Here is a 24,553-nt window from a genome sequence, read left to right as displayed (position 1 = left end):
GGTGAAATGAAATGGGAAAAATAAAAGAGTTACAAACCTCTTTAGCTAATAAAATTGCAGCTGGCGAAGTAGTTGAGAGACCTAGTTCAGTAGTAAAAGAATTATTAGAAAATGCAATCGATGCTGATGCAACTGAAATTAATGTAGAAGTTGAAGAATCTGGTATCTCGTCGATTCGTGTAGTTGATAATGGCTCAGGTATAGAGGCCGACGATTTAGATTTAGTGTTTCATAGACATGCTACAAGTAAGCTGCATGATGATGACGATTTGTTTCATATACGAACATTAGGATTTAGAGGCGAAGCATTAGCAAGTATCTCTTCTGTTGCAAAGGTTACTTTAACGACGTGTACTGATAACGAACAAGGTCATGAGATTTATGCTGAAAATGGTCAAATCGTGCATAAAAAGCCTGCGAAAGCTAGAAAAGGTACAGATGTTAAAGTCGAGTCATTATTTTATAACACGCCGGCACGTTTAAAATATATTAAAAGTTTATATACCGAATTGGGTAAAATAACTGATATTGTGAATCGTATGGCAATGAGTCATCCAGATATTCGTTTTTCTTTAGTATCAGATGGTAAAATAATGTTGCAAACAAATGGTTCTGGAAAAACAAATGAGGTTATGGCTGATATTTATGGTATGAAAGTAGCTAAAGATTTAGTTCATATTACTGGTGATACAAGTGATTACCATATAGAAGGTTACGTGGCTAAACCTGAACATTCTAGAAGTAATAAACATTATATTTCTATCTTTATTAATGGTCGTTATATTAAAAATTTCATTCTTAATAAAGCGATTGTTGAAGGTTATCACACGTTGATGATGATTGGTCGTTATCCAATTTGTTATATTAATATTAAAATGGATCCTATACTAGTAGATGTTAATGTACATCCCACAAAATTAGAAGTGCGATTGTCAAAAGAGGAGCAGTTGTATCAACTTATCGTTGAAAAGATAAGAGAGGCATTCCATGATCGGATTTTAATACCACAAAATAAATGGGATGAGAAGCCGAAAAAGAATAAAGTTCTGCATACATTTGAACAACAACAAATGGATTTTGAGAAACAACGACAAAATACTAACTCAAATGACACATCTAGTGAACGAGCTTCAAATGAATTAGAACAGACAACGACATCTGATGATTTCAATGAGGAAACAGTGCAACCAGTTGACTCTACTTATAATAAACGAAATTCAAATGATGATTACTTTGAACGACAAAAAGAATTTTTGTCTGAGCTAGAAAATAGTACATCTAGCAATAGTTCATTATTGGAACAAGAAGATATTAAAGGTACGGTTAGTAAGACACCATCGCGTCGTGTCCCTTATATGGAAATTGTTGGTCAAGTACATGGAACTTATATTATTGCACAAAATGAAAATGGCATGTTTATGATAGATCAGCACGCTGCTCAAGAACGGATAAAATATGAATATTTTAGAGATAAAATAGGAGAGGTTACTAATGAGGTACAAGATTTACTTATACCTATGACCTTTCATTTTTCAAAAGATGAACAAATCATTATAAACCAATATCAATCGGAGTTAGATAAAGTAGGCGTGCATTTAGAGCATTTTGGAGGTAGTGACTATATTGTAAATAGCTATCCAGTATGGTTGCCGAAAGCAGATGTTGAAGACATTATTAAAGATATGATTGAGTTAGTATTAGAACATAAAAAAATTGATATAAAAAAATTGCGCGAAGATGCTGCAATTATGATGAGCTGTAAGAAGTCAATTAAAGCAAATCACTATCTTAAAATAAATGAAATGGCAGATTTAATTGATCAGTTAAGAAAAGCCGAAGATCCATTTACATGTCCACACGGAAGACCTATTATTATTAACTTTTCAAATTATGAATTAGAAAAACTATTTAAAAGAGTTGTTTAGAAAGGACAGTGCGCATGAATGATAATGTTTTACCGGCAATTAGAAATATGAAAGATTTAGAAAAGCTGACAGAAACCGACTATAAATCTTGTGTCCTTCTAGATATGCATATAGGACATTTGAAAAGTGTTATGGAACTATTAGCACAGCATGATATCTCAGCATACATTCATGTTGATTTGATTAAAGGTATGAGTCATGATGAATTTGCTTGTGAATATATTATTCAAACCTATCAACCCAAAGGTATTGTTTCTACCAAAACAAAAGTGATTCAAAAAGCCAAATCATTAAATAAAACAACGATATTTAGAGTATTTATTATTGATAGCCAAGCATTAAATCGAAGTATTAGATTAATACAAAAGGTTCAGCCTGATTATGTAGAAGTATTACCAGGTGTTGCCAGTAAAATTGTAAAAATAATTAAACAAAGTACAAAGACAGAAGTTATCGCTGGTGGTTTGATTAGCGAAAAAAGAGAAATTGAGGAAGCTGTGTCAAATGGGGCGAGCTATGTAACTACTAGTGATCGCAGTCTTTGGTAGTTTATCAATATAACCTATGATATTAAGAATGATATTAAATGATTAACCAATAAAAATGATAAGTTTAATGATGTGTAGGTAATGAGATTAATTATATGTGGCGGGCAATAAAGTAAACCTTGACTTTGAGCCCGCTGCTTGCTTAAATAAAAAATTGTTGTAATTTTCAAATATTAGAGTAAATATAAGACTCGATTTAAAACAAAATATTGACAACGCTTACATGCCGATAGTATGATAGTTCCAAGTTAATAATAGAATAAGAGACGAGGAGATTTCTACAATGAGGTATGCATTGTGGAGATTTTTTTGTTTAGGAGGTTATTTTAATGAATGTATACGTAGCAGAATTTTTAGGTACTGCTATATTAATTTTGTTTGGTGGTGGCGTGTGCGCAAATGTTAATTTAAAGCGGACATTGGGACACAAGTCAGACTGGATAGTTATTTCGTTTGGATGGGGATTGGCCGTGACGATGGGGGTCTATGCAGTTGGTAATATTTCAGGCGCACATTTAAACCCAGCAGTTACTGTTGCTTTAGCCATGGATGGTAGTTTTAGTTGGACACAATTACCTGGTTATATTTTGGCACAAATGTTAGGTGGCATTGTCGGAGGTGTTCTAGTGTGGCTTATGTACTTGCCTCATTGGAAAGCAACTGATGATCAAGGCGCTAAATTAGGCGTCTTTTCAACTGGTCCAGCTATCAAAAATTATATGGCCAATTTTATTAGTGAGATTATTGGAACTACCATTTTGACAATGGGAATTTTATTTATAGGTATCAATAAGATTGCTGATGGGTTAAATCCTATCATTATTGGAAGTTTAATTATAGCTATTGGTCTAAGCCTAGGTGGTACAACTGGTTATGCTATTAATCCAGCACGTGATTTAGGACCACGTATTGCTCACGCATTGTTACCTATTGCAGGTAAAGGCGCATCTAATTGGGCGTATGCAATTGTTCCGGTTCTTGGACCTATCGCTGGTGGAATGCTAGGTGCCGCATTATATCAGTTGTTCTATAAAGGACATTTAACTACAATATCGATTATTGGCATTATTGTAGTTATATTAACTGTAATACTAGGTTTTGTTTTAAATAAAATTGTGCAAAGTGATGATATTGAAACGATTTATTAATTAATAATAAAATTGTGTTAGTATTGGCATAATTTAGTAGTTATTTCATTTGTACAGTTTCTAAGCTAAAAGACTAAAGGAGTGGCCATTAAATGGAAAAGTATATTTTATCAATTGATCAAGGAACTACAAGTTCTCGTGCCATTTTATTTAACAAAGATGGAGAAATCAAAGGTGTTTCACAACGAGAATTCAAACAATATTTCCCACAATCTGGTTGGGTAGAACACGATGCGAATGAAATTTGGACGTCGGTGTTATCAGTTATGGCTGAAGTATTAAATGAGAATAATGTCAATGCCAATCAGATTGAGGGGATTGGTATTACAAATCAACGTGAAACGGCAGTTGTTTGGGATAAAAATACAGGACGTCCTATTTATCATGCTATCGTATGGCAATCACGTCAAACACAAGGAATTTGTCAAGAATTAAAAGAACAAGGACACGAGGAAAAATTCCGTGATCGTACTGGATTATTATTAGATCCTTATTTCGCTGGTACGAAAGTAAAATGGATTTTAGACCATGTTGAAGGGGCACGCGAAAAAGCAGCTAATGGTGAATTGTTATTTGGAACTATAGATTCGTGGCTTGTGTGGAAACTATCTGGTAAAGAAGCACATGTTACTGATTATACCAATGCTAGCCGTACCTTAATGTTCAATATTTATGATTTAAAATGGGACGACGAATTACTTGAAATTTTGGATGTTCCACGCAATATGTTACCGGAAGTCAAAGCTTCAAGTGAAATTTATGCGAAAACAATTAGTTACCATTTCTTTGGTCAAGAAGTGCCGATTAGTGGTATTGCCGGAGATCAACAAGCTGCTTTATTTGGTCAAGCATGTTTTGATCGTGGAGATGTGAAAAATACATATGGCACTGGTGGCTTTATGTTAATGAATACAGGTGAAAAGGCTGTTAAATCTGAAAGTGGTTTATTGACGACGATTGCATATGGTCTTGATGGCAAAGTGAACTATGCGTTAGAAGGTTCTATCTTTGTATCAGGTTCGGCTATTCAATGGTTACGAGATGGTTTAAGAATGATTAATTCTGCACCGCAAAGTGAAAATTATGCGACACGTGTAGAATCAACTGAAGGGGTTTATGTCGTACCTGCATTTGTAGGATTAGGAACACCATACTGGGATGCTGAGGCACGAGGTGCAATATTCGGATTAACACGTGGCACAGAAAAAGAACACTTTATACGAGCTACTTTAGAATCATTATGCTATCAAACACGAGATGTTATGGAAGCGATGTCTAAAGATTCTAATATAGAAGTTAACAACTTACGTGTCGATGGCGGCGCAGTAAAAAATAATTTCTTAATGCAATTCCAAGCGGATATTGTGGATACGCCAGTTGAAAGACCGGAAATTCAAGAAACAACGGCGTTAGGTGCAGCATATTTAGCTGGATTAGCTGTTGGTTTTTGGGATAGTAAAGATGAAATTGCACATCGTTGGAAACTAGAAAAAGAATTCGAACCACAAATGGAAGATCAAGAACGAACTAAGCTTTATAAAGGATGGAAAAAAGCAGTCGAGGCAACACAAATTTTCAAACTTGAACAATAAACTATGAAATAGACGTAGTGTTTTAATTTGTGTTATACTTTTAATAAGTTAATATTTATCTTGAGAAGAAGAGATCTGTTTGACAGTACTTTGTATTGGGACAGGTCTCTCTTTTTTTATCTAATATAGGAGGGGTATGACGATGACATTATCAACGTTAAAAAGAGAAGCAATCAAACAAAATTTAAAGCATAAAGATTATGATGTGGTAATTATTGGTGGAGGTATTACGGGCGCAGGTATTGCTTTAGATGCAAGCCAGCGTGGAATGAAGGTCGCATTAGTAGAAATGCAAGACTTTGCACAAGGAACGAGCTCACGCTCAACGAAGCTTGTTCACGGAGGTTTACGTTATTTAAAACAACTACAAGTAGGTGTCGTAGCTGAAACGGGTAAAGAGCGCGCCATTGTTTATGAAAATGGTCCACACGTTACAACTCCGGAATGGATGCTGTTACCTATGCATAAGGGTGGAACCTTTGGCAAATTTAGCACATCAATTGGTTTAGCAATGTATGACCGATTAGCAGGTGTTAAAAAAGCAGAGCGTAAAAAAATGTTATCTAAAAAAGAAACCTTGGCCAAAGAACCTCTAGTAAAAAAAGCAGGGTTAAAAGGCGGAGGCTATTATGTAGAATATCGCACGGATGATGCTAGATTAACAATTGAAGTTATAAAAAAAGCTGCCGAACAAGGTGCGGATATCATAAATTATACGAAATCAGAACACTTTATTTACGATACAAAGCGCAAAGTGAATGGCGTAGAAGTTAAAGATCAACTTTCAAATGAAACTTATCAAATTAAAGCAAAAAAAGTAATCAATGCTGCTGGACCATGGGTTGATGAAGTAAGAAGCGGTGATTATGCTAGAAATAATAAACAATTACGTCTTACTAAAGGTATTCATGTAGTTATTGATCAATCTAAATTCCCATTACAACAAGCGGTATATTTCGATACAGAGAATGACGGACGCATGATTTTTGCCATACCACGTGAAGGTAAAGCATATGTAGGTACTACAGATACATTCTATGATAATGACAAAGCATCACCTTTAGTGACACAAGAAGATCGAGATTATATTATAGACGCTATTAATTATATGTTCCCCGATGTTCAAGTGACGGATAGTGATATTGAATCTACATGGGCTGGTGTGCGTCCATTAATTTTAGAAGAAGGCAAAGATCCTTCAGAAATATCACGTAAAGATGAAGTATGGGAAGGAGATTCAGGTCTTCTAACAATTGCAGGCGGTAAACTCACAGGATATCGTCATATGGCATTGGATATAGTTAACTTATTAGCTAAGCGATTGAAGCAGCAATATGGTTTAACATTCGATGCGTGTGCAACGAAACATTTACCAATTTCTGGTGGTGACGTTGGTGGAAGTAAGAACTTTAATCAATTTGTTGAACAAAAAGTCCAAGAAGCAAAAGCATTCCATATCGATGAAAATGTTGCACGATGTCTTGCTTCAAAATACGGATCTAATGTAGATCAATTGTTTAATATTGCACAAACTGCACAATTGCACGATATTGATTTACCACTTGAAATTTATGTTGAACTTATTTATAGTGTTCAAAATGAAATGGTATATAAACCAACCGACTTCTTGGTACGCCGAACAGGTAAATTGTATTTTAATATTCAAGATGTTTTAGCCTATAAAGCAGGTGTTATCGAAGTGTTAAGTAATTTATTGAACTATACGCCTGCGCAGAAGATACAATTCACTGCTGAACTAGATCAAGCTATTGATGAGGCTCAAACTGGCAATGATCAACCTGCTGTAAAAGCATAAGTATTATGTGTAAAAATATTGTTATATAAACGAGTAACACCTTGAAAAGTAGGCGGAGGTCTAATTTTCAGGGTGTTATTTCTTGTTTAATAATATAGGCGTTTTTACTAATTATTTTGAAGATAATGAGCTTTGGCTAAGCTTTTCAACAAAAGCAAACCATTTGATAACAGTGATAAGTAAAGGTATATTAAAATATAACACTGAATTTTATACATAGTACATGATATTTCATTTTAGGGGGCATATATGTGAGCCAAGGCACGTTTTATATCACCGTTGAAGATGGCACAATGTTGGAAGTTAAACTTAATAAAGCGCATAAGACCACAATTGGCGTAGTACATATTTTTCATGGTATGGCAGAGCATATGGATAGATATGATAATTTAGTCCATGCATTTAATCTACATGGTTACGACGTGATTCGTCATAATCATCGAGGACATGGAAAGGAAATAACGATTCATGAACGCGGACACTATGATGATTTGCGTATTGTAGCTCAAGATGCAGAAGAAATCGCACGGACAATATATGGTGACTTTGGCAAATTGCCATATATTGTTTTGGGTCACTCAATGGGGTCAATTATTGCGCGTCGTTTTGTTGAACAATACCCTGATGTTGCTGATGGCTTAATTTTGACGGGGACAGGTCAATTTCCATTATGGAAAGCCATTCCAGCAGTAGTTAGTCTTAAACTTATAGCTTTATGCCTAGGTAGAAGAAAGCGTCTAAAATGGGTAAATCAACTCGTTTATAAATCATTTAATAAACGTATCGACAATCCTCAAACGCCAAGCGATTGGCTATCTTCTCAACGTGCAGAAGTAGATAAATATGTTGAAGATGAATACTGTGGCTTTTTAGTGTCTAATCAACTTATCTATCAAACGGTTAAATATATGATGGTGACATCATGGAAAAAAGAACTCAAGAAGATAAATAGTAAGCTACCGATTTTGTTGATATCAGGTAAGGAAGATCCATTTGGTGATTACGGCAAAGGTGTGCGTAAGCTAGGACGAAAATTTAAACGAGCAGGTATAAAACATATCACGGTACAACTATATAAATTCAAAAGACATGAAATATTATTTGAAGATAATTATGATTTAACATGGAATCACATGTTTGAATGGATTGAAAAACATATTTTGAAGCGAACAAACGAGAGAGGATAGTAAAATATGATGAGCAAAAAGCCGTTTATCGTTGTTGTCGTTGGTCCAACGGCATCAGGGAAAACTGAATTGAGTGTCGCCCTAGCTAAGAAAATAAATGGTGAAGTGATTAGTGGCGATTCAATGCAAGTGTACAGACAAATGGATATAGGTACAGCAAAAGTAACACAAGAAGAAATGGAAGGTGTACCGCATCATCTTATCAATATTTTAAATCCAGATGAAGCCTTTTCGGCATACGAATTTAAAAAACGTGCAGAACAATGCATCGCAGATATCACTGCGAGAGGGAAAATTCCTATTATTGCAGGCGGTACAGGTTTGTATATTCAATCACTGATTTATAATTATCCATTTGAAAAGGAAGAAATTACAGCTGAAAAGAAACGTGAAGTCGCAAAAAAAATGAATGAATTAGAAGAATTAGATAATGATCATTTACATCAATATTTAAATACATTTGATTCAAAATCTGCTTTAGAAATACACCCTAATAATCGAAAAAGAGTGCTTAGGGCAATAGAATATTATTTAAAAACAGAAAAACTTTTAAGTTCACGCAAGAAAGTTCAACAATTTACAGAAAATTATGATACATTATTAGTAGGGATTGAAATGTCGCGTGAAACATTATATTTTAAAATAAATAAACGAGTTGATATTATGTTGACCAACGGATTATTTAGGGAAGTGGAAGCACTGCTTGAATCAGGATATGAGCATGAACAGAGCATGCAAGCAATTGGCTATAAAGAGCTAATTCCTGTGGTCAAAGGTGAAGAAACATTGTCTTATGCAGTTGATAAATTGAAACAGCATTCGAGACAATACGCCAAAAGACAACTGACTTGGTTCAAGAATAAGATGAAAGTGCGATGGTTAGATAAAGAGAACATGTCGCTTCAAATGATGTTAGATGAGATTACAACCCAAATAAATAAAAGGAGTTCTGTAAAATGATTGCAAATCACAACATCCAAGACCAAACACTAGAAAATTTTAAAGTGAATCAAACAGAAGTCACTGTCTTCTTCTTAAATGGTTTCCAAATGAAAGGTGTTATTGAAGACTTTGACAAATATGTTGTCAACATCGTATCTCAAGGTAAACAACATTTGATTTACAAACATGCGATCAGTACTTTTGCTGTAGATACAGAAGGCTCAGACACTGTTGAAACAAACAGCGAAGAATAGGTTATAAGCTTACAAGCTTTTAATCATCATATCTAAGTAAGCGAAGTATTCGGTTACTACACATGTTTACAAACATAGGCGATAACGCATTAAAATAATATCGTTAGTTGTTTGTAAAAAGCATCCAGCTCGCTAAAAACGAACTGGATGCCTTTTTGTGTTATAAAAGAGCTTCAATTGCTTCATGTAATTGTGCAGGTTTCTTTTGAGGAGAAAAACGTTTAACCACATGACCTTGACGATCAACTAAAAACTTCGTAAAATTCCATTTAATTTTCTCATTAAACATACCATGTTGCGCGTCAGTTAAAAATCTAAATAATGGATGTTGATGCTCTCCCTTTACATCAATTTTTTCGTGAATAGGGAATGTGACACCATAATTAATTTTACAATTTTGATTAGCTTCAGCACCAGAACCAGGTTCTTGACCACCGAATTGATTACATGGAAAACCTAATACGACAAGACCTTGTTCTTTGTATTTATCATAAATCTCTTGAAGTCCTTCAAATTGAGGTGTAAAACCACACTCACTTGCAGTATTCACGATGAGCATGACGTCCCCTTTATATTTTTCTAATTTATAGTCTTTACCATCTGAAGTTTGAACGACAATATCATAAATATTTTCCATTCTATTCACCCTTTCAATTTATCTTTAATTTAACATAATTTATGCAGATAGTCTTAAATAAAGCACTGTGTTAGAATGATTTGAGTAGCAAGATTAAGGAGATGCATACTATGGTGCAACAAGCAGCATATAGCACACAACAGAAACGAGAAACTGCAGTTCTAGTCGGTGTAAATGCCCAAGTAGATAATCAATTTGATTATGATTCAACTATGCAAGAATTACAGGCCTTATCACAGACATGCCAGCTTGAAGTGGTTAGTCAAATAACACAAAATCGACAACAAGTTGATCATAAATATTATGTTGGTAAAGGTAAAATCGATGAAATTAAAGCATTTATTGATTTACATGATATAGATGTCGTTGTAGCAAATGATGAATTAACGACAGCACAGTCCAAAAGTTTAAATGATGCGTTAGATGTTAAGATTATTGACCGCACACAACTTATACTAGAAATTTTTGCATTACGTGCTAAAAGCAAAGAAGGGAAGTTACAAGTTGAATTAGCACAGTTAGATTATTTACTACCTAGACTACAAGGCCATGGAAAGAGTTTGTCACGTTTAGGTGGAGGAATAGGTACGAGAGGTCCTGGTGAAACCAAGTTAGAAATGGATCGACGACATATTCGAACACGAATAAATGAAATTAAACATCAATTACAGACAATAGTTGAACATCGAGAAAGATATCGAAATAAACGCGAGCAAAATCAAGTATTTCAAATAGCATTAGTTGGCTATACTAATGCAGGTAAATCGTCATGGTTTAATGTATTGTCTGGTGAAAGCACTTATGAGCAAAATCTATTGTTTGCTACGCTAGACCCTAAAACTAGACAAATCCAGCTAAATGAAGGATTTAATGTGATAATTACGGACACAGTAGGATTTATTCAAAAACTACCAACAACTTTAGTAGCTGCATTTAAATCCACTTTAGAAGAAGCCAAAAATGCTGATATATTATTACATATAGTTGATGCGAGCCACCCTGAATTTCGCTCACAATACGAAACAGTCAATCAGCTAATTCAAGAATTAGAAATGGACCAAATTCCACAAGTTGTATTGTTTAACAAAAGAGATTTATGCCCTTCTACAATGGCTTTACCAATGTCATCATCATTATCTGAATTTGTATCGACACAGCATCATTCAGATATTACAAAGGTCAAAGCGTTGTTAATTAAACAGATAAAAGAAAGTTTAACTTATTATTCAGAAACTGTGGCAAGTTCCAATGCACAACGCATATACTTTTTGAAACAGCATACACTAATAGAAGAAATGAACTTTAATCCTCAAAACAATTGTTATGAGGTTACGGGATATAGAAAATAACAAAAAGGAAGATTATACATGTCAGATTTAACACACACAATTGCAGAAGTAGAAGATATCTTAGCACCATTTTTTCAACAGATTGAAGACATTGCACTTTTGAATCAGGAAAAAGTACTAGCATCATTTCATCATGTAAAAGCAACAGAAAGTGATTTACTAGGAACTACTGGTTATGGATATGATGATATTGGAAGGCAGCATTTAGAAGAGATTTATGCACATACATTTCGAGCACAAGCAGCTTTGGTGCGTCCGCAAATTATTTCAGGTACACATGCGATTACAATAGCGCTTCAAAGTATGTTAAAGCATGGAGATGAACTACTTTATATTACTGGAAGTCCATATGATACTTTATTAGAAGTTATAGGCGTCAATGGTAATGGTATCGAAAGCTTAAAAGAGCATGGCGTTAAATATCGTGATATTCCATTAAAAGATGGTGATATAGACACTTCACAAGTTTTGAGCACGATTACTGATAAAACAAAAGTAGTTGCTATACAACGCTCTAAAGGATATGATCAACGACCATCTCTTAATATTGATAAAATTGAATGCGCTATTCAAAAAATTAAAGCACAATATCCGCATGTTATTATTTTTGTAGATAATTGCTATGGCGAATTTGTTGAAACACGAGAACCAATTGAATGTGGTGCAGATTTAATGGCAGGATCACTGATTAAAAATCCTGGTGGTGGTTTAGCTAAAATTGGTGGTTACATCGCAGGTCGTGAAGATTTAATTGAACGTTGTGGCTATCGACTAACGGCACCTGGAATTGGGCGTGAAGCAGGGGCTTCGGTCTATGCACTTCATGAAATGTATCAAGGCTTCTTCTTAGCACCACACGTAGTGAGCCAAAGTTTGAAAGGCGCTTTATTTACAAGTCTTTTATTAGAGAAAATGCATATGCATACAACGCCCAAATATGATGTACTACGCACTGATTTAATCCAAACAGTACAATTTGAAACAAAAGAACAAATGATTTCTTTCTGTCAAAGTATTCAACATGCGTCACCTATAAATGCACATTTTAGTCCAGAGCCAAGTTACATGCCTGGTTATGAAGATGATGTCATTATGGCTGCAGGCACTTTTATCCAAGGTGCATCTATCGAATTATCTGCAGATGGTCCAATTCGTCCACCATATGAAGTTTATGTCCAAGGTGGTTTAACTTATGAGCACGTTAAACTAGCGATTATTTATGCAGTAAAACAATTACAAGAGCAACAATTAGTATAGTCAGATACATTTTAGAATATAAATGTAGTGGATTCAAATTGGAACACCAAAACTTTTTCTTTGGATATGGTTCTTACAATATCGGGTAGCGTAGATTAATTTATATCAAGATTTTATATAAAAGGCACCTCGTTCATTTAGTTTAGTAAAGTTTATTAAATGATACGAAAGTGTCTTGTTTTTTTAAGCATTTCAATATAAGACGACATGTTAATACGTATTATTTATGGCAAGACTCCTGAAAGAGCAGTGTCAGTCTATTTTATAAACCACATGACTTCGTATGATTAAGATTAATGAAGTATTAACCATTCTATGTTAGAAAACCTGACATATTTTTGTATTATAAAAAAAAGTATGCTAAATTGTTAACAAGTTCAAAAGTAGAGGTGAGGTTATTAGTGTCTAATGATAAATTAAGGCGTAATATGGCCGTATTCTCTATGAGTGTTGTAAGTAAATTAACGGAATTATCAGCAAGACAAATCCGTTATTACGAAACACATGAACTGATAACGCCCGAACGAACAGCAGGAAATAAACGATTATTTTCAATGAATGATTTGGAACGACTTTTAGAGATTAAAGCGCTTTTAGAAAAGGGTTTTAACATCAAAGCAATTAAACAAATTATTTTAGATGATCAAGGGCATTTAACAACTGATGAACAAGAGACTAGAAAAAGAATGATTGTAGATGCAACGCAAAAACCCATAGGTGAAGCATTGCCAATAAATCGTGGAGATTTATCCAGATTTATTAAATAAAGTAGTGGAGGATTCAAATATGCCAAAACGTACATTCACAAAAGATGACATTCGTAAATTTGCAAAAGAAGAAAATGTAAGATACTTACGCTTACAATTCACAGATATTTTAGGAACAATAAAAAATGTAGAAGTTCCAGTAAGCCAATTAGAAAAAGTGTTAGATAATGAAATGATGTTTGATGGTTCTTCAATTGAAGGATTTGTTCGTATTGAAGAATCAGATATGTATTTACATCCAGATTTAGATACATGGGTTATTTTCCCATGGACAGCAGGACAAGGTAAAGTAGCACGATTAATTTGTGACGTATATAAAACGGATGGTCAACCTTTTGAAGGGGATCCACGTGCGAACTTAAGACGTGTCTTGAAAGAAATGGAAGACATGGGTTATACAGACTTTAACCTTGGACCTGAACCAGAATTCTTCTTATTCAAATTAGATGAAAAAGGTGAACCAACACTTGAGTTGAATGACGATGGTGGATACTTCGATTTAGCACCAACTGACTTAGGTGAAAACTGCCGCCGTGATATCGTTTTAGAACTTGAAGACATGGGCTTTGATATTGAAGCAAGTCACCATGAAGTAGCACCTGGTCAACATGAAATTGATTTTAAATATGCAGATGCAATTTCAGCATGTGATAATATTCAAACATTCAAGTTAGTTGTAAAAACGATTGCACGTAAACATAATTTACACGCAACATTTATGCCAAAACCATTGTTCGGTGTAAACGGTAGCGGTATGCACTTCAATGTGTCATTATTCAAAGGTAAAGAAAATGCCTTCTATGATCCAAATGGTGAAATGCAATTAACAGATGACGCATATCATTTCACAGCTGGTATTTTAAATAATGCACGTGGCTTCACAGCTGTATGTAATCCGATTGTAAACTCATACAAACGCTTAGTACCAGGTTATGAAGCACCATGTTATATCGCATGGAGTGGTAAAAACCGTTCTCCATTGGTTCGTGTACCTTCATCAAGAGGGTTATCAACACGTATTGAAGTGCGTTCAGTAGATCCAGCGGCAAATCCTTATATGGCGCTTGCAGCTATTTTGCAAGCAGGGTTAGACGGTATTAAAAATAAAACAGAAGTACCAAAACCAGTGAACCAAAATATTTACGAAATGAATCGTGAAGAACGTGAAGCTGTTGGCATTCATGACCTTCCATCAACACTTTATACAGCATTAAAAGCAATGCGTGAAAATCCAACGATTAAAAAAGCATTGGGTAATCATATTTACAATCAATTTATTAATTCTAAATCAATTGAATGGGATTATTACAGAACCCAAGTTTCTGAATGGGAGCGCGACCAATACATGAAACAATATTAATCGCTAAGCAAACAGGGGACCGACTTAGGGATAACAAGGAGTTAGGGCATTTTGCCTTAGCTTCTTTTTTATATAAAAGTGGACAACTAACTTATAAAAGAAAGCTATTTTTTCATTGGATGGTCAACTATTGGGCAACTCATTTTAAAATATATTCTTGATATATTTCTCAAAGTTTTCATTAGTATCATCATTCATCTTAAATTATTACAGAATGTTTAGACTTGATTAGAAAAGGTGTATATACTCTTTCAAATCACCAAGGTAATACGTTTTAAACTATAAAAAAAGAGTAGATAACAAATATTGTCAAAAACATTGTTATCATACTCAAAAATTTTTAGACGGCTAATTTGTTATATCTTCTTTAGTTAAAAATATCAGTATTTTCTATTATATTAATTCTAATAATTGATTGACATTTTCTTCAGTTGTTGCCCAACTTGTAGCAAATCTTACGACGCGATGATTTTCATCGTATTTTTCCCAAACTGCGAACTTTACTTTTTGTTGTAATTGTTGAATTTTCTCTTCGCTTAATATGAAAAATTGTTGATTCGTAGGTGAGTCGAAATAGACTCTGTAACCTTTGTCAATAAACCCTTTTTTCATTTTATTGGCCATGTGAATCGCATGACGACTGATGTCAAAATATAAATTGTTTGTAAATAATTCTAAAAATTGAATACCAACTAATCGTCCTTTAGCTAATAATGCACCGTGTTGTTTAATGCGTGTAGTGAAGTGTTTTGGTTCATTATATTGCGTAAAGACAATTGCTTCACCGCACAATGCACCAACTTTTGTGCCACCGATATAAAAAATATCACAATACTTTGCAATATCTGTGATATCTACGTCAGTTGCGTCGCTCATTACGCCATAACCCAATCTAGCACCATCCATAAATAATGGTATTTGATGCTTACGACATACTTCTGACAAAGCTTGTAACTCACTTTTTGAATAGAGCGTACCATATTCTGTAGGATGTGATATATAAACCATTCCCGGAAAGGCCATATGTTCTTTTTTGAAATCACTATTAAATGTTTCCAAATATTGTTTCACTGATTCTGCTGTAATTTTTCCTTCGTTTGATTCTAACTCTATTACTTTGTGACCGCTGAATTCAATGGCTCCTCCTTCATGAACGGCAACATGTCCTGTATTGGCTGAAATCACAGCTTCATACGGTTCTAATACTGTACTTATAACGACTTGATTGGTTTGTGTGCCACCAACTAAAAATCTTACAGTCGCATGTGGACAGTCAATAATTTCTCTAATTTTATCAGCTGCTTGTTGAGAAAATTGGTCGGCACCATAACCGGCTTCTTGCACCATATTTGTTTCTATAAGTCGTTGTAACACTTTTTCATGTGCACCCTCTAAATAATCGTTTTCAAATGAAATCATGAAATTCCCCCTTAAATTAACAGAACTTTCTGAAAAAATAATATGACAATTATAGCGCATTTTTCGTTGGAAATAAATTAAATTTCGCAATTAAATAATTGTAAGCGTTTTAAAGTTGATGTTAAAAGATACAGTAGTTTGATATTTAAAACTAAAAAAGCTATTATTTAAATTAGTAAATAAATATGAATAATGAATATAAATGACGCTGAAAGAGGGAAAGATGAATTATGTTCTTAGGGGTAACGGGAAATTTAGGTATTATATTTACATTTTTGTTAATCATTGGCTTTATATTGAACTTGATTTTAGCATTTATTATTATCTTTTTAGAACGTAATAGACGAAGTGCTACGTCAACATGGGCATGGCTTTTTGTGCTGTTAGTATTGCCACTCATTGGCTTTGTTTTATATTTATTTTTTGGTCGAACTGTGTCAAAGCGTAAAATGGAAAAACATAATGGTAAGGAGCTTAATGCATTTAAGCAATTGATAGATGATCAGATAAAAAGTTTTGACAAACATAATTATGGTACTAGCAATGAACTAGTAACAACACATCATGATTTAGTTCGCATGTTGCTTATGAACCAAGATGGCTTTTTAACTGAAAATAATCAAGTGGATGTATTTACGGATGGGCATGAGTTGTTTGATCAAGTTATAGAAGATATATACAATGCTAAACACTACATTCATTTAGAATATTATACGTTTGAGTTAGATGGTTTAGGTAAACGTATTCTTGATGCTTTAGAAACGAAGTTAAAAGAAGGTTTAGAAGTAAAACTCCTTTATGATGATGTTGGTTCTAAAAAAGTTGGCTTATCTAAATTTAAGCAATTTAAAGCACTTGGAGGCGAAGTTGAAGCATTCTTTGCATCGAAGTTTCCATTAATTAATTTTAGAATGAATAATCGTAATCATCGTAAAATTATAGTCATAGATGGTCAAAAAGGCTATATTGGTGGTTTTAATATAGGAGATGATTATTTAGGATTGGGAAAATTAGGTTATTGGAGAGATACACATTTTAGAATTCAAGGTGATGCAGTTGATGCCTTGCAAGTAAGATTTATTTTAGATTGGAACTCTCAAGCACATCGTACTCAATTTGAATATGATAGTAAGTATTTTCCTAAAAAAGATTATGGAGATGGTCATACCCCACTTCAAATTGTGGCAAGTAGTCCGGCAGAAGATTGGCATCAAATTGAATTTGGTTATACTAAAATGATTATGAGTGCTAAAAAATCGATTTACTTACAGACGCCTTATTTTATACCGGATAATGCTTATATTAATGCATTAAAAATGGCAGCGAGTACAGGGGTAGAAGTGCATCTTATGATACCATGCAAACCGGATCATCCTTTTGTTTATTGGGCGACTTTTTCTAATGCGGCCGCTCTATTAGATAGTGGGGTGCATATTCATACCTATCAAAATGGCTTTATTCATTCAAAATTATGTATGATTGATGATGAAGTAGTGTCTGTAGGTACAGCTAATATGGATTACAGAAGTTTTGAACTTAATTTTGAAGTCAATGCCTTTGTATATGATAAAACGATTGCACAGCAATTAAAAAAAGCTTATCAAGAAGATATCAAAAAATCTAAATTGTTAACTAAAGAAAAATATAACCAACGTTCATTAAAAATAAAAATAAAAGAAGACATTGCAAAGCTCGTATCACCAATTTTATAATAAGTAGTTAAAGTATTGGAGTATTACCACCTATTGAAATATTTTCAGTAGGTGTTTTTTTATGACAAATGTCATTCTAACATGATGACATTTGCATCTAATATCAAACGTCATTCCTTGTTATTGTTGTAATAGTCAAACAAGAGGTGATATAGATGATTGAAGTAAAAGGTATAAAAAAACAATTTGGGAAAAAATTAGTGTTAAACGACATTAATTTGAAAATTCAAAATGGTAAATGTACGGCTTTTATCGGTAAAAATGGAGCGGGTAAATCAACATTGATTGATATTATTATTGGTAATTTAACTCCTAATGAAGGTCAAATTATAGATAAGTCAGAATTATTAGACCCATCAAAAATGGCTATTTTATTTCAAAAGACGCAATTTCCCAAAATGATAAAAGTGAAAGAGTTATTTTACTTACATCACGCATTATATCCACAAGCAATGTCACTTAAGGCATTTAAAGCATTAACATTATTTGACGATGCTCAGTTAAATCAAATGGCCAATAAACTATCGGGTGGACAGCAACGGTTGCTAGATTTTGCCCTTGCATTGGTAGGGCATCCGCAATTACTCATTCTTGATGAACCAACAGCAGCAATGGATATAGAGACTAGAGAATATTTTTGGCAGGTGATTCAACATCTCAAAGATCAAGGAACAACTATTTTATATACGTCACACTACATTGAAGAAGTAGAGCGGATGGCTGATCATATTGTCTTATTAAAAAATGGTGTTATTCAAATGAACGACACGTTATCACAAATTCGCCAACAAGATGCGATGACATTTATTTATATACCTAAAAAATATCAAAAACAGCTTCATATTAATGAAAAGATACAAGAAACAAAGCAACAGCACATCATTAAAATATGTACCAAAGATGTTTCGCGAACGCTACAAGATTTGCAACAACAGCAAGTAAATTTAAATGAGATTGAGATACATAAAGCATCATTACTTGAAATCATGTTTAAAGATAATCATTCAAAAGAGGTGGAAACATTATGACGATGACTTTATTAACAACGGAATTAAAAGTTCTTTTTAGAAAAAAAGTGTATCTAATTTTTTCGATTTTATTACCTTTATTCTTTTATCTTATTTTTACGTCAATTTTAGATTTACCTAAAGCTCAACAACAAGTGTTTAATAAAGAATATATGTATAGTATGGTAGTGTTTAGTTTATTGAACTTTTGTATGATGTCGTTTCCTTTAGATATGATAGAAGAACGTGCCAATGGATGGTATAAACGGTTAATGGTTACACCTATGTCAATATCACGTTATTACGGTGTAAAAGTCGTGCGAACGATGATACAATTTTTATTATCGATTGTTATCATTTTTGTCGTTGCACATTTCTCTAAAGACGTTACGATGAGTATTGCTGAGTGGATGTTATCAGGTATATTACTTTGGATTGGCGCAAGTTTATTTTTAACCTTTGGTCTTGTTATTGCCCAATTTGATGATACGCAAAAAGCAAGTAGTATAGCTAATATGATATGTATATTGCTTGCAATAGCAGGAGGACTTTGGTTCCCAACAACAACTTTCCCCGATTGGATGCAGCAAGTATCAAAGTGGATGCCAACCTACCATTTAAAAGCGATTGCATATGACTTAAGTAAAGGTAGCGGAATCAATGTACAATCATTTAGTATTATATTTATATATAGTATATTTGCCTTAATCATTGCATTGTGGATAAATCATAGAAAAGATGTGTCTTAAATGAAAGAACGTTCAGTAACTATATTTTTAGCAGAAAAAATAACGCCACTCATTTATTTGATATTTCCAATATTGGCTACGTTTTCAGATGATATAACACGATCTAAAGTTGAATATGTAAGCATTGTTATTGTATTTACTATCACATATATGATGATTATTTTTGGTTACACTAAGTGGCGAAATAATTGGCTTTTTATATTGTTTATTATACATTATGCGATTTTAATATATTTCGTATTTTGTAATACACCTATGAACACGTTATTTTTCTTTTTTAGTGCGTTTGCTTTGCCATTTATGTTAAAAGTAGGCATAAAATCTAAATTTTTTGTCTTATTTTGCATGGCGCTAGCAGCAGCTCTAATGATGCAATACTATATAGATCAAAGTCATATGTTTGTTTTATTAGTGTATTATTTAGTCATTTTAATGATGTGTCTAGGCAATATCCGAGCTGTTCATGAAAGACATTTAAAAGAGCAATTAAATGCTAAAAATGAATATATTAATATGTTGATTACTGAACAAGAAAGAAATCGTATAGGTCAAGATTTGCATGATACACTAGGTCATGTGTTTGCAGGGATGACATTGAAAGCAGAACTAGCTACAAAATTAATTGACCAGCAACCAGAACAGGCAAAAGAAGAAATTGAAGCACTGGCAGATTTATCACGTCAAACATTGACTAAAGTTAGAGAAATTATCGAAGATTTAAAAACACAAACGTTTGATGAAGAGGTTCATGCTGTCGAACATGTATTAAAAGATGCGAATATTTCTTTTGATTTTTATAATGCTAATATTGCCAAGACGATGAGCCCTGTACGTCAATCTACATTAGCAATGATATTAAGAGAAGCAATAAATAATATTATTAAGCATGCGCATGCGACCAAAGTAGAAGGAAACTTAATAAACAAACAAGAGAAAATTATATTATGTGTATCGGATAATGGTCAAGGTATGCGACAACCAGAAACTGTTCGTTTAAATAGTATAGAACAACGTGTTGCATATTTAAAAGGAACATTAGTTATTCATTCTAGTAAACAACAAGGAACGACCATTGAAGTTCATATTCCAAGAGGTGAGCAACTATGATTTCAGTTATTGTAGCGGAAGACCAAACAATGTTAAGGCAAGCGATGGTTCAATTACTTAATATGAGCGATGATATTAAAGTGGTAGAACAATTTGGCGATGGCGCTTCTGCATTAAGATATATCCAAAAGCACAGTCCTCAAGTAGCTATATTGGATATTGAGATGCCTGAGATGACAGGGCTGGAAGTCCTTGCCAAAGTGAGAGAAGGAAACGATTCAACTAAGATTATTATCGTAACGACATTTAAAAGACCAGGTTATTTTGAAAAAGCGGTTGCGAATGATGTAGATGCATATGTGCTTAAAGAACGTTCTGTTGATGATTTGATTGGCACGATAAAAAAAGTAATAACAGGGGAAAAGGAATACAGTGCTTCACTCATGACATCAATGATTTCTAATATGAATCCACTCACACACAAAGAACAAATTGTCTTAAGAGAAATTGGGCTGGGCCTCAGCAGTAAAGAAATCGCAAATAAATTGTATTTGTCGGACGGAACAGTGAGAAATTATACATCAGCTATTATTGATAAGATGGAGGCGGACAATCGCTTTGAAGCTTGGAAAAAAGCGTTTGAAAAAGGTTGGGTTTAATTATTTTGTAACTACTTTTTGTTTGCTAGACATTTTATCAACATGTTCAGCCAAAAGTCTCAAAACGTGTGCTACTTTGTCAGGTGGTGTATCACTAGCTAACGTATGTTTAAATGTGTAGCCTTCTTGTGTTTTTACGCAGTATACAAGAGCATCAGTTTCAATAATAATATCCATAATTTCCATTTTAAACACCTCATATCCCATTTGAATTTAATCACAGTCTAAAAACTTAACTTTTAAAATTTTTTTCGTAAGAAAGTTCGTCTTTTAGTATCTTTACTTATATATACCACATTTTGAATAAAAATAACATTATTAAACTTTAATCTACAATTTTAAATCAAAAAAATGCCTTCAAAAGCTTGAAATTAGCTTTTGAAGACATTATAGAAGAAAAACTATTTGTTGCGTGATGATTATTTATTATTACGCTTATTTATGATGTTTTGGATAAGATAAACTAGAAAACCTACGAATACCCCTAGTAGTATAGCGACTACAATTGATACGATGATAGGTAATTTAAAAATGATTTGGAGAATAACTCCTACAATTATAGCAATGACAGCTCCAATGATGGTAACGAGGCTCTCATTTTGTTCGCTCATATTATTCACTCCCAACTTTCAATAATATTATATCATGCTTTAAATAGAAGTGAATGGAATAACAGTGTAATTTCATATTGACCTTGATGAAGATAATTAGATATGATAATTGAGTAAATTTAAAATGAGGAGCAACTAATGAAATCCAAAAAGTCAAAATCAATTGTTATTTTTGTGGTCATAGTACTTATTGTCTTAGGTTTTCAATATATTAATCATACAGGACCTTTTCAATCTCTGTTATCACAATCTAAACAGCAATCATCTACTGATTTAAAAGGAAAGGAAAAAGTTCATATTATACGTGTAGTTGATGGTGATACCTTTGTAGCTCGTAATAGCAAAGGCCAGCAGCTTAAAATTCGTTTAATCGGCGTTGATACGCCTGAAACAGTGAAACCTAATACACCTGTACAGCCATACGGTAAAGAAGCATCGCATTTTAGTAAAAAGAACTTAACCAATAAAGATGTTTATCTGGAATATGATAAAGAAAAAAATGATCGCTATGGACGTGTTTTAGCATATGTTTGGCTGGATAAAGATACATTATTTAATGAGCTATTAGTAAAAGAAGGGTTAGCTAAAGAAAAATACTTTGCACCTAATGGAAAATATAGAGACGTCTTTATCAAAGCACAAAACGAGGCGCAAAAGAAAAAAATCAATCTTTGGAGTTAGAAAAAGCCAGGAATGCCCATCTGCTTATGTGATTGTGGTTACATCACTTTATGAGAGGTGCATTTCCGGCTTTTTAATTATTAATCAAAACTTTTTGCAATGGTTTCGACTTGTTCTTTAGTCAGTGGATGTTTTGACAACTCTATAGCATGTCCAATGACGGATTTTAATGAAGATTTTGTAGAAACAGTATCTACATATTTTCCTCTTTCATCTGATCCTTCAATTATATTGACACTACCATCATTAAAGTACACAACACCAATACTTTGAATTTTGTGATTGAAGTGGTTTTCAATGCCGTCTTTTAATGTTTTAGAGTTCAGTGCTGCCTGTTGATAAGGATCTACGTCATAAAAATCAAAAATAACACGATTACTTTGTATTTTTTCAATAAACGTATATATTTCTTGACGTGATGAATTAAATTGGCTGTGATACTGCTTGGCAATGTAATGTCCAATGACTTGATCAATTGAACTAAAGCTAGATAAATTTAATTCATCCTTTACAGATGCGTCAAAATGGTAAAATGTTTTTTGCTTCCAATTTTTGACATCGATATTGATTAGACCTACATCTGAGACAACGATAAAGTCAAATGTTCTTAAATACTCGAAGAATGGATGTTTTGTAGCTAATTTACTTGTCTGAATAATTTCGTAGTATTTTAGCTGGCCATTCTTTTTGAAACTTTCAAGTATTTCTTTGACTTCACGTTTTGCATTTTTCTTAGCATGTGTGCTGACATCGTTATTAGAACTTAACATTTGATTTTTGAGTTCAGTATTTTCATTACTGAGAATCGCGTTCTTAGAAGTGAGTTGATTTTTAGCGTATACTTCTGTATCAATTCTACTTTGCATGTAGCGATGATGTAGTATAGAAGCTAAAATGAGTATCACTAATAAAATAATAAGCACTATTGACAAGGTCATTATTTATCACCTTACTCTGTTTATTTTGTATTGTTATATCATTAAAATACTCCTGATTATTAAAGATATTTTAATCATACAAATACACTGTAAATTATATACAGTTTAATTTATTAATTCAATCAATGCGTAGACAAAATGTGTAGCTTATTAAATATCTAAAGTTCAAATTAAAGCCAAAGTAACTATATATATAATTATAGGTAAATATGAAGTAACATGCAGTTTACCAAAAGTTCACAATTCAAAAATTGAAAATGTAGTACGAGCAAGTTATAATTGAGTAATGAAAGCGTTTCCTAAGGAGGGGTCGAATGGCTAAATTACAGGATTACAAAGCTAAGGACTTAGTAAATATTTTACTTGATAACTGTCCACAAGCTTTTAAATTTCATGGAGAAGTAGCCATGCAATTATTTTTGAATAATCAATTTGATCTTCCTTCTATAGTTGATTTATGTGTAGAGCGTAAGCATTTAACAGAAGTGATTACAGCTTTGCCTAATGATATTAAATTAACATACTATAATAAAAACAATCATGTTTTAGATACGAGTCAACTTGTTATTACAGAGGTCGTTCATATTACTGTAATGAACAACACTAGTTTATTATTAAATATATTTATATATGATGTAGCGAATGGTGAATGGATTTTTAGATTAGATAATCATGTGAGGTTGCCTCAAAATAATATTTATTTCCATTCTTTGACATGGAATGTGGATTATATTAAACCAGAAATTGTACTAATGTATGATTTTTTAGATAATCAAAATTATCACCAATCTTCTAGTTATAAAAAAGTATTAGATGCATTAAGCTATTATCAATTTGTTATTTTACAGACTGTAGTAGGCGAAGATAAAATTAAAAAATGTCTTAATGAGTAATCAAACAAAATAACATATCGGGAAATATCATTTGTAGGAATAAGTATTGAAGTTT

The 24,553-nt window shown here is 33.1% G+C and carries 24 protein-coding genes; 19 read left to right on the top strand and 5 right to left on the bottom strand.

Annotated elements, in window-relative coordinates; all coding sequences use genetic code 11:
* The first annotated feature begins 11 nt into the window (after nt 1-11).
* From mutL to hfq, 8 genes are all read left to right on the top strand, one after another.
* On the top strand, nt 12-1,925 hold the full coding sequence (mutL, locus tag HMPREF2864_RS02470) for a DNA mismatch repair endonuclease MutL (protein WP_037540362.1): 1,914 nt from the start codon (nt 12-14) through the stop codon (nt 1,923-1,925).
* A gap of 14 nt (nt 1,926-1,939) precedes the next feature.
* On the top strand, nt 1,940-2,473 hold the full coding sequence (locus HMPREF2864_RS02465; protein WP_002459245.1) for a glycerol-3-phosphate responsive antiterminator: 534 nt from the start codon (nt 1,940-1,942) through the stop codon (nt 2,471-2,473).
* A 329-nt stretch (nt 2,474-2,802) separates the two neighbouring features.
* Nucleotides 2,803-3,621 (top strand): MIP/aquaporin family protein, encoded by an 819-nt coding sequence (locus HMPREF2864_RS02460; protein ID WP_002459244.1) that lies wholly within the window; start codon nt 2,803-2,805, stop codon nt 3,619-3,621.
* Between the two features lie 92 nt (nt 3,622-3,713).
* On the top strand, nt 3,714-5,213 hold the full coding sequence (gene glpK / locus HMPREF2864_RS02455; RefSeq protein WP_002459243.1) for a glycerol kinase GlpK: 1,500 nt from the start codon (nt 3,714-3,716) through the stop codon (nt 5,211-5,213).
* A 142-nt stretch (nt 5,214-5,355) separates the two neighbouring features.
* Nucleotides 5,356-7,029, top strand: a complete 1,674-nt coding sequence (locus HMPREF2864_RS02450; protein WP_070544870.1) for a glycerol-3-phosphate dehydrogenase/oxidase — start codon at nt 5,356-5,358, stop codon at nt 7,027-7,029.
* A 251-nt stretch (nt 7,030-7,280) separates the two neighbouring features.
* Nucleotides 7,281-8,216 carry an alpha/beta fold hydrolase gene (locus HMPREF2864_RS02445; RefSeq protein WP_002459240.1) on the top strand — a complete coding sequence of 312 codons (936 nt, stop codon included), beginning with the start codon at nt 7,281-7,283 and terminating at the stop codon, nt 8,214-8,216.
* 6 nt (nt 8,217-8,222) lie between these two features.
* A complete protein-coding gene (miaA, locus tag HMPREF2864_RS02440) occupies nt 8,223-9,176 on the top strand; it encodes a tRNA (adenosine(37)-N6)-dimethylallyltransferase MiaA (RefSeq protein ID WP_002459239.1) in 954 nt (317 codons plus the stop codon).
* Nucleotides 9,173-9,412 (top strand): RNA chaperone Hfq, encoded by a 240-nt coding sequence (hfq, locus tag HMPREF2864_RS02435; protein ID WP_002459238.1) that lies wholly within the window; start codon nt 9,173-9,175, stop codon nt 9,410-9,412. Before miaA ends, hfq begins: the two co-directional genes overlap by 4 nt.
* A gap of 160 nt (nt 9,413-9,572) precedes the next feature.
* Here the strand turns inward: hfq and HMPREF2864_RS02430 are convergent, their stop codons facing one another.
* Nucleotides 9,573-10,049 carry a glutathione peroxidase gene (locus HMPREF2864_RS02430; RefSeq protein WP_002459237.1) on the bottom strand — a complete coding sequence of 159 codons (477 nt, stop codon included), beginning with the start codon at nt 10,047-10,049 and terminating at the stop codon, nt 9,573-9,575.
* A gap of 110 nt (nt 10,050-10,159) precedes the next feature.
* On the opposite strand from HMPREF2864_RS02430, the gene hflX reads away from it, so the two are divergent.
* From hflX to glnA, 4 genes are all read left to right on the top strand, one after another.
* A complete protein-coding gene (gene hflX / locus HMPREF2864_RS02425) occupies nt 10,160-11,398 on the top strand; it encodes a GTPase HflX (protein WP_002492660.1) in 1,239 nt (412 codons plus the stop codon).
* An 18-nt stretch (nt 11,399-11,416) separates the two neighbouring features.
* Nucleotides 11,417-12,655, top strand: coding sequence for a methionine gamma-lyase family protein (locus tag HMPREF2864_RS02420; RefSeq protein WP_070544869.1), 1,239 nt, complete (start codon nt 11,417-11,419; stop codon nt 12,653-12,655).
* A 428-nt stretch (nt 12,656-13,083) separates the two neighbouring features.
* Complete coding sequence (locus HMPREF2864_RS02415) at nt 13,084-13,422, top strand: MerR family transcriptional regulator (protein ID WP_012990857.1); 339 nt, start codon at nt 13,084-13,086, stop codon at nt 13,420-13,422.
* Between the two features lie 19 nt (nt 13,423-13,441).
* Nucleotides 13,442-14,782: a type I glutamate--ammonia ligase gene (gene glnA / locus HMPREF2864_RS02410; protein WP_037542956.1), complete on the top strand. Its 1,341-nt coding sequence runs from the start codon at nt 13,442-13,444 to the stop codon at nt 14,780-14,782.
* 393 nt (nt 14,783-15,175) lie between these two features.
* Here the strand turns inward: glnA and HMPREF2864_RS02405 are convergent, their stop codons facing one another.
* The gene (locus HMPREF2864_RS02405) at nt 15,176-16,201 is read right to left on the bottom strand and encodes a threonine aldolase family protein (protein ID WP_002459231.1); all 1,026 of its coding nucleotides are present in this window, start codon (nt 16,199-16,201) and stop codon (nt 15,176-15,178) included.
* A 230-nt stretch (nt 16,202-16,431) separates the two neighbouring features.
* Here HMPREF2864_RS02405 and cls point away from each other — a divergent pair, with 230 nt between their 5' ends.
* The 5 genes from cls to HMPREF2864_RS02380 all read left to right on the top strand — a co-directional run bounded on the left by cls (nt 16,432) and on the right by HMPREF2864_RS02380 (nt 21,375).
* Nucleotides 16,432-17,913, top strand: coding sequence for a cardiolipin synthase (gene cls / locus HMPREF2864_RS02400; RefSeq protein WP_002478254.1), 1,482 nt, complete (start codon nt 16,432-16,434; stop codon nt 17,911-17,913).
* A 155-nt stretch (nt 17,914-18,068) separates the two neighbouring features.
* Complete coding sequence (locus tag HMPREF2864_RS02395; protein WP_002459229.1) at nt 18,069-18,941, top strand: ABC transporter ATP-binding protein; 873 nt, start codon at nt 18,069-18,071, stop codon at nt 18,939-18,941.
* On the top strand, nt 18,938-19,669 hold the full coding sequence (locus HMPREF2864_RS02390) for an ABC transporter permease (protein ID WP_002459228.1): 732 nt from the start codon (nt 18,938-18,940) through the stop codon (nt 19,667-19,669). Before HMPREF2864_RS02395 ends, HMPREF2864_RS02390 begins: the two co-directional genes overlap by 4 nt.
* A complete protein-coding gene (locus tag HMPREF2864_RS02385; RefSeq protein WP_070544868.1) occupies nt 19,670-20,776 on the top strand; it encodes a sensor histidine kinase in 1,107 nt (368 codons plus the stop codon).
* Nucleotides 20,773-21,375, top strand: a complete 603-nt coding sequence (locus tag HMPREF2864_RS02380) for a response regulator transcription factor (protein WP_002459226.1) — start codon at nt 20,773-20,775, stop codon at nt 21,373-21,375. Before HMPREF2864_RS02385 ends, HMPREF2864_RS02380 begins: the two co-directional genes overlap by 4 nt.
* Here the strand turns inward: HMPREF2864_RS02380 and HMPREF2864_RS02375 are convergent, their stop codons facing one another.
* Both HMPREF2864_RS02375 and HMPREF2864_RS02370 read right to left on the bottom strand, forming a co-directional pair.
* A complete protein-coding gene (locus HMPREF2864_RS02375; RefSeq protein WP_037542953.1) occupies nt 21,376-21,561 on the bottom strand; it encodes a hypothetical protein in 186 nt (61 codons plus the stop codon). It lies immediately after the preceding gene.
* A gap of 233 nt (nt 21,562-21,794) precedes the next feature.
* Nucleotides 21,795-21,986 carry a hypothetical protein gene (locus tag HMPREF2864_RS02370; protein ID WP_002459224.1) on the bottom strand — a complete coding sequence of 64 codons (192 nt, stop codon included), beginning with the start codon at nt 21,984-21,986 and terminating at the stop codon, nt 21,795-21,797.
* A 138-nt stretch (nt 21,987-22,124) separates the two neighbouring features.
* Between HMPREF2864_RS02370 and HMPREF2864_RS02365 the strand changes: the two genes are divergently transcribed.
* Complete coding sequence (locus HMPREF2864_RS02365) at nt 22,125-22,667, top strand: thermonuclease NucI (RefSeq protein WP_002459223.1); 543 nt, start codon at nt 22,125-22,127, stop codon at nt 22,665-22,667.
* 80 nt (nt 22,668-22,747) lie between these two features.
* Here HMPREF2864_RS02365 and HMPREF2864_RS02360 read toward each other — a convergent pair whose 3' ends face one another.
* Complete coding sequence (locus tag HMPREF2864_RS02360; RefSeq protein ID WP_002459222.1) at nt 22,748-23,605, bottom strand: NERD domain-containing protein; 858 nt, start codon at nt 23,603-23,605, stop codon at nt 22,748-22,750.
* A 314-nt stretch (nt 23,606-23,919) separates the two neighbouring features.
* Here HMPREF2864_RS02360 and HMPREF2864_RS02355 point away from each other — a divergent pair, with 314 nt between their 5' ends.
* Complete coding sequence (locus tag HMPREF2864_RS02355; RefSeq protein ID WP_002459221.1) at nt 23,920-24,498, top strand: hypothetical protein; 579 nt, start codon at nt 23,920-23,922, stop codon at nt 24,496-24,498.
* The last annotated feature ends 55 nt before the right edge of the window (nt 24,499-24,553 follow it).

This window comes from Staphylococcus sp. HMSC059F04 (assembly GCF_001812565.1).
Taxonomy (GTDB): domain Bacteria; phylum Bacillota; class Bacilli; order Staphylococcales; family Staphylococcaceae; genus Staphylococcus; species Staphylococcus lugdunensis.
This window is presented reverse-complemented; position numbering and strand designations above follow the sequence as displayed.

Bases quoted from the DNA above. Each gene is read 5' to 3' on its own strand.
- HMPREF2864_RS02385 (WP_070544868.1), top strand. From the start codon at position 19,670: ATGAAAGAACGTTCAGTAACTATATTTTTAGCAGAAAAAATAACGCCA.
- HMPREF2864_RS02450 (WP_070544870.1), top strand. From the start codon at position 5,356: ATGACATTATCAACGTTAAAAAGAGAAGCAATCAAACAAAATTTAAAG.
- HMPREF2864_RS02380 (WP_002459226.1), top strand. From the start codon at position 20,773: ATGATTTCAGTTATTGTAGCGGAAGACCAAACAATGTTAAGGCAAGCG.
- HMPREF2864_RS02430 (WP_002459237.1), bottom strand. From the start codon at position 10,049: ATGGAAAATATTTATGATATTGTCGTTCAAACTTCAGATGGTAAAGAC.
- HMPREF2864_RS02405 (WP_002459231.1), bottom strand. From the start codon at position 16,201: ATGATTTCATTTGAAAACGATTATTTAGAGGGTGCACATGAAAAAGTG.
- HMPREF2864_RS02395 (WP_002459229.1), top strand. From the start codon at position 18,069: ATGATTGAAGTAAAAGGTATAAAAAAACAATTTGGGAAAAAATTAGTG.
- HMPREF2864_RS02360 (WP_002459222.1), bottom strand. From the start codon at position 23,605: ATGACCTTGTCAATAGTGCTTATTATTTTATTAGTGATACTCATTTTA.
- mutL (WP_037540362.1), top strand. From the start codon at position 12: ATGGGAAAAATAAAAGAGTTACAAACCTCTTTAGCTAATAAAATTGCA.
- HMPREF2864_RS02370 (WP_002459224.1), bottom strand. From the start codon at position 21,986: ATGAGCGAACAAAATGAGAGCCTCGTTACCATCATTGGAGCTGTCATT.
- hfq (WP_002459238.1), top strand. From the start codon at position 9,173: ATGATTGCAAATCACAACATCCAAGACCAAACACTAGAAAATTTTAAA.
- hflX (WP_002492660.1), top strand. From the start codon at position 10,160: ATGGTGCAACAAGCAGCATATAGCACACAACAGAAACGAGAAACTGCA.
- HMPREF2864_RS02355 (WP_002459221.1), top strand. From the start codon at position 23,920: ATGGCTAAATTACAGGATTACAAAGCTAAGGACTTAGTAAATATTTTA.
- HMPREF2864_RS02415 (WP_012990857.1), top strand. From the start codon at position 13,084: ATGGCCGTATTCTCTATGAGTGTTGTAAGTAAATTAACGGAATTATCA.
- HMPREF2864_RS02460 (WP_002459244.1), top strand. From the start codon at position 2,803: ATGAATGTATACGTAGCAGAATTTTTAGGTACTGCTATATTAATTTTG.
- HMPREF2864_RS02375 (WP_037542953.1), bottom strand. From the start codon at position 21,561: ATGGAAATTATGGATATTATTATTGAAACTGATGCTCTTGTATACTGC.
- glpK (WP_002459243.1), top strand. From the start codon at position 3,714: ATGGAAAAGTATATTTTATCAATTGATCAAGGAACTACAAGTTCTCGT.
- HMPREF2864_RS02390 (WP_002459228.1), top strand. From the start codon at position 18,938: ATGACGATGACTTTATTAACAACGGAATTAAAAGTTCTTTTTAGAAAA.
- glnA (WP_037542956.1), top strand. From the start codon at position 13,442: ATGCCAAAACGTACATTCACAAAAGATGACATTCGTAAATTTGCAAAA.
- HMPREF2864_RS02420 (WP_070544869.1), top strand. From the start codon at position 11,417: ATGTCAGATTTAACACACACAATTGCAGAAGTAGAAGATATCTTAGCA.
- miaA (WP_002459239.1), top strand. From the start codon at position 8,223: ATGATGAGCAAAAAGCCGTTTATCGTTGTTGTCGTTGGTCCAACGGCA.
- HMPREF2864_RS02365 (WP_002459223.1), top strand. From the start codon at position 22,125: ATGAAATCCAAAAAGTCAAAATCAATTGTTATTTTTGTGGTCATAGTA.
- HMPREF2864_RS02465 (WP_002459245.1), top strand. From the start codon at position 1,940: ATGAATGATAATGTTTTACCGGCAATTAGAAATATGAAAGATTTAGAA.
- cls (WP_002478254.1), top strand. From the start codon at position 16,432: ATGTTCTTAGGGGTAACGGGAAATTTAGGTATTATATTTACATTTTTG.